This window comes from Paracoccus salipaludis (assembly GCF_002287065.1).
GTDB lineage: Bacteria > Pseudomonadota > Alphaproteobacteria > Rhodobacterales > Rhodobacteraceae > Paracoccus > Paracoccus salipaludis.
Map to the genome: position 1 here is coordinate 1 of NZ_NSJZ01000043.1, position 4,615 is coordinate 4,615.

A 4,615-nucleotide genomic window follows, 5' to 3' on the forward strand; every position below is an offset into this window, starting at 1 on the left:
CGGGCTATGTCGGCTATGACGAGGGGGGCCAGCTGACCGAAAAGGTCCGCCGCCGGCCCTATTCGGTGGTGCTGCTCGACGAGATCGAGAAGGCACACCCTGATGTGTACAACATCCTGTTGCAGGTATTCGACGACGGCCGCTTGACCGACGGCAAGGGCCGCGTGGTGGACTTCACCAATACCATCATCATCGCGACCTCGAACCTCGGCTCGGATATCATTCAGCGCAACCTCACGAAACGCGGCACCAGGGAGTTCGACGAGGCCAAGCAGAAATCCGAACTGATGGAGGTGTTGCGCGGTCATTTCCGGCCAGAGTTCATCAACCGGATCGATGAGATCATCGTCTTCCATTCGCTGAACCAGTCGGAAATACGCCAGATCGTCGAGTTGCAGCTAAATCGGGTAAAGCGGACCGCCCTTACCCAGGGTGTCGAACTCGAATTCGATGTGAGCGTCGTGGATCACTTTGGCGCGGTCGGCTTCCGTCCCGAATTTGGCGCCCGCGAACTGCGCCGGCTGATCCGGTCGGAGTTGGAGACCGAGTTGGCTCGCGAAATGCTCTCGGGGCGGATCGAGGATGGCGACAAGGTCCGCGTCGCTTGGTCAGCGGACGAACAGAAGGTCGTGTTCGAAAAGATCGCAAGGGACACCGGTGACGACAGCCCGGACGATCCGGCCCAGGCCGGGACCGACGAGTCCCGCGAAGGTGCCGAAAACAAGGCGGACGCTCCGACGCCCGACGTCCCGGTCGACGCCAAGGGTGAGGCGCCGTCCAAGGATGACAAATCCGCCGGGTGACGTTGCGAAGGACTGGCCGGCGCGATGACGGTCGCGCCGGGCCATTTCGTCGGAGGGTTACAGGAAGGATTCACGGCATGAAAGTCATCAGAGCATTTCGCAATCTTGACCGGCACGGGCAACAGCGGGCGCCTGAGGTCATCGAGGAAGAGGTGCGGCAACTTGAACCTCATCTTGTACGCTTCAGCGAGGATCTCGTCCGGCTCGAAGTCGTCGCCTCCCAGACGAGGGGCAAGACGCGCATCCATGTCAGCCTGCGCCTGCAGATGCCCTCGGGCGTGATCGCGGCACAGGAAGAGGGGTTCGAGATCGAGCCCGTCCTGCGCAAAGCCTTTGCCGACCTGCGGCATCGGTTGGACCGGCATGTAGGGCGCCTCAAGCACGAGTCGGACTGGAAGCGCCCGGCCCGCCGCCGCCGCATCGGCGCGCTTCTGCCCCCGGCACGCGATGCGGCCGAGTCGAACCGGCGGGCGATGTATTTCGACCTGATCGAGGATCATCTGGACCGGGTCCATGACGCCGTCCGGCGCGAACTGACCTATCTCGAAGCCGGCGGATCGGTGCCGCCGGGCAGGCTCGGGGTCGACGAACTGGTCGATGCGATGGTTCTGAAGGGGCTCGAACGGTTCGAGACGCGGCCGACGGAATTCTCGGTCGGCGATTGGCTCTTGCGGCTGGCCCACGAGACCATCGAGGAGGAGGGACGTGCGGCCCGCCGGGCCCTGCCCGAGGACGCCGCCTCGCTCGACGCCGAGCCGGAGAAGCCCGCAGAGGATGCGACCGAAGCCGATCAGGAATTGTCCGAATTCCACCAGCCCGACGACGTGTTGCGGCTCGAGGATCTCGTCGCGGACGACAGCGTGACCGATCCCGAGAGAGAAGCTGAGCGGCATGAACTGGCGCAGTCGCTGCATCGCGCGATGGCCCAGCTTCCGGCGCTCTGGCGCCGCGTGCTGGAGCGGATCCACCTTGCCGACAGCACGCCGGGCGAGGCCGCCGCGGCGCTCGGCCTGGATGCGGCCGAGGTCGACCGGATCGCCCTGTCCGCGGCTGCCTTTCTTCGCGCGAAACTGATCGAGGCCGGGTTCGCGGGCGAAACCGTCGAAACCGCGAACCTGGAACAGGAAATCGCCCGCACGGCGCGCCTGCCCCAACCGATCCTCGAACGGCAGCGGATCGTCATTGCGATGCACGGCGAGGCGGCCATCCTGTCGCATGCCGAAAGCTCACCCGATCATCCAGGAGGACGCATCGAATGAACATCAACTCGCTCAACCCGGCCCGGGACATCGAAGACATGCTCTGCACGCTGACGCGCAACTGGTGGCTGTTCATCCTGCGCGGCGTGCTGGCGCTGATCATCGCCGCGCTTGCGTTCCTGATGCCGGCTGAATCGCTCCTGGCTCTGACGCTGGTATTCGGCACCTTTTCCTTCGCCGATGGCGTGTTAGGCCTGATCTCCGCCATTCGCAACATCCGGAAGGGCCGGCGGTGGGGTTGGCTCATGGTCAGCGGCCTGCTCGGCATCGCCACGGGAATCGTCGTCGTGATCTCGCCCTTCGTTGCCACACTCGTCCTAGCGACGTTCCTTTGGGCGAGTATTGCCTTCTGGTCCGTGTTCTCGGGTGCCCTCGAGATCGCGGCAGCGATCCGCCTGCGAAAGGAAATCAACGGCGAAATCTGGCTGATCCTGAGCGGCCTTCTCTCGGTCGTTCTCGGTGTCGTCGTGACCTGGATGCTGCTGACGCGCCCGGTCGAAAGCTTCCTCGCGCTCGGCTGGCTGATCGGCTTCTACGCCGCGGTCTTCGGGGTGATGATGATCCTCCTCGGGCTACGGCTTCGCAAGGCGGATCGTTCGGACGGTGCGGCCTTCGATGACGCTCCCCCATCGGCAAAGGCGTGAGGTGCCCTGTGGTGGATGAGGGGCGACTTGCCGGCGAGGAGCACGATTTCACCCGATGGGACGAAACGATCTTCGACCGTTGCCTGAGCACCGGCTTCAATCCGTTCGGCAGCGGTCCGACGCCAATCTTCCTGCGGCACCGGGACGCAGAGGCGCCGGACGCCGATGCAAAGCCGTGCATGCCACCTGACACCAAAATGCGAGGTGCTGATGTCGAACCGCCTGCCTGACTTGGCATTTGCTGCTGCGGCCGCTGCCTTGGGCATCGGCATCGTTTTCGTTTTTCGTTCGATGTATCTTGCCGAAGACATACTGCCTTTCGCGCAGGAGATGACGCTCATCTTCCTCGGCGCTGTCGTGACGATCATTCTGACCGCGGCGCTTCTCAATCGCCAGACCGATCTCGAGCTTCGCAAGGAAGGAAGGGTCATCATCCTCCAGCAGCAATGCGACATTTACATGGCCTGTATCGAGAAGGTCGCAGAGATCGTGGAAACCGCAAGGCACGATGCGAAGCTGATCGATGAACTGCGTGTTCTCAGCCACAAGCTGGCTGTGGTCGCGAGTGCAGGGGTCGTGTCCAGCTTCGAGCAGGTACTGGAGAGCTTGCAGTCCGGTTTTGCTGACGGCTCGCTCTCGGACGGGGACGGAGAGGGCGTGATGAATGCCGTCGCCGATCTCACGATAGCGATGCGGTCGGACGTCCTGCACGCTGCTGCCTTTCCTTCGCAGAACACCGAACGCGCCGTTCGCCTGAATTCGAGGCGAATGGAAAAACTCGACGATCTCGAACGTCACCTTCTCGCATCCACCGACACCCGGGAGAACTGATATGCGCGGCCATAATCGCCCACCATTCTCGCCGAAAATTCCCGGAACCGACCTGCCATCCTGGGACGTTCCGACCGCGATCATTTACCGGCCGGCTCGTTCCGCGATGACGTCGGCGCCGCGCCCCAACTACTGGATACTGGAATTCGAGCCGACTCGGCCGCTGCAGGTCGAGCCGCTGATGGGATATACCTCCAGCAACGATCCCTATCGTTCGATCCGGCTGAAATTTCCCGACCGCGAAAGCGCCGTGGAATTCGCGGAGCGGCAGGACTGGCGCTATTTCGTGCGTGAGGACGTGGCTCACCGGCATGCGCCTGACCGCTGGCGGGGAGAGGAGCGGCATCGCCTCTACAAGGGAGCCGACGCCCCGAACGCCTTTCGCATACCGTCCCGCCTGGATCGGGGTCGCACGGACCACCGACTCCGGCGCGCAGTCGATAAGGAAGGCTCGGTGGACCTGTCGTCGCAAGAACAGGCGGAATTCGATCCAGTTATCGAATCTAGTCTTGAATCCTTCCCGGCCTCCGATCCCCCAGCCTGGACGGGCGTGACGATCGCCGGGAAAAAATAACGAACGGAATAGCCAGCGCGAGCGAGGATCTGCCGCTTGTGTCCTTACCTTGACAGCGTCGCGAGCCGCTATTGGCCTTCCCTGCGCCATGCGATCAGGAGAAGAACATGCATGGAGTGACCGGATTTGTCGAAAGCGCGGCCTTGTTGGTCTTTGCTGCGTTCGTGCTCGTGACCATATGTTCACGGATCGGCGTGCCCAGCATTGTCGGTTACATTCTTGCCGGTATAGTCATTGGACCCGCCGGCCTCGACCTGATTGCCGAAAACGCTGCCCTTAGCAGCATTGGTGAGATCGGAGTGGTGCTGCTGCTGTTCGCGCTTGGCCTGGAATTCTCGTTCGAGAAGCTCGTAAGGCTCAGGAAGCATGTCTTCGGTCTTGGAGCCGTGCAGGTTGCAGTCACGACGATAACGGTGTCGTTGATAGCGACTCTGATCTTCGATCTCGCGCCCGTCCCCGCAATCCTCATCGGCGGGGCCGTTGCCATGTCATCCACGGCCATGT

7 protein-coding genes are annotated in these 4,615 nt (G+C 62.7%); all 7 read left to right on the forward strand.

The genetic code is table 11. The features are described from left to right. Positions 1-803: AAA family ATPase (locus CK240_RS17050; protein WP_135058893.1), on the forward strand; the 803-nt coding region annotated here is incomplete at its 5' end. Beyond that, on the forward strand, positions 800-2,062 hold the full coding sequence (locus CK240_RS17055) for a sigma-70 family RNA polymerase sigma factor (protein WP_240517547.1): 1,263 nt from the start codon (positions 800-802) through the stop codon (positions 2,060-2,062). The genes CK240_RS17050 and CK240_RS17055, both read left to right, overlap by 4 nt. Beyond that, positions 2,059-2,706, forward strand: coding sequence for an HdeD family acid-resistance protein (locus CK240_RS17060; protein WP_095641487.1), 648 nt, complete (start codon positions 2,059-2,061; stop codon positions 2,704-2,706). Before CK240_RS17055 ends, CK240_RS17060 begins: the two co-directional genes overlap by 4 nt. Before the next feature lie 11 nt (positions 2,707-2,717). Next, positions 2,718-2,936, forward strand: coding sequence for a hypothetical protein (locus CK240_RS17065; RefSeq protein WP_205957901.1), 219 nt, complete (start codon positions 2,718-2,720; stop codon positions 2,934-2,936). Continuing rightward, on the forward strand, positions 2,917-3,537 hold the full coding sequence (locus CK240_RS17070) for a hypothetical protein (protein ID WP_095641489.1): 621 nt from the start codon (positions 2,917-2,919) through the stop codon (positions 3,535-3,537). Before CK240_RS17065 ends, CK240_RS17070 begins: the two co-directional genes overlap by 20 nt. Before the next feature lies 1 nt (position 3,538). After that, on the forward strand, positions 3,539-4,111 hold the full coding sequence (locus tag CK240_RS17075) for an NADH dehydrogenase ubiquinone Fe-S protein 4 (RefSeq protein ID WP_095641490.1): 573 nt from the start codon (positions 3,539-3,541) through the stop codon (positions 4,109-4,111). A gap of 107 nt (positions 4,112-4,218) precedes the next feature. After that, positions 4,219-4,615: cation:proton antiporter domain-containing protein (locus CK240_RS17080; protein ID WP_205957902.1), on the forward strand; the 397-nt coding region annotated here is incomplete at its 3' end.

Excerpts from the sequence above, each read along its gene's own strand:
- CK240_RS17060 (WP_095641487.1), top strand. The coding sequence starts at position 2,059 with ATGAACATCAACTCGCTCAACCCGGCCCGGGACATCGAAGACATGCTC.
- CK240_RS17070 (WP_095641489.1), top strand. The coding sequence starts at position 2,917 with ATGTCGAACCGCCTGCCTGACTTGGCATTTGCTGCTGCGGCCGCTGCC.
- CK240_RS17075 (WP_095641490.1), top strand. The coding sequence starts at position 3,539 with ATGCGCGGCCATAATCGCCCACCATTCTCGCCGAAAATTCCCGGAACC.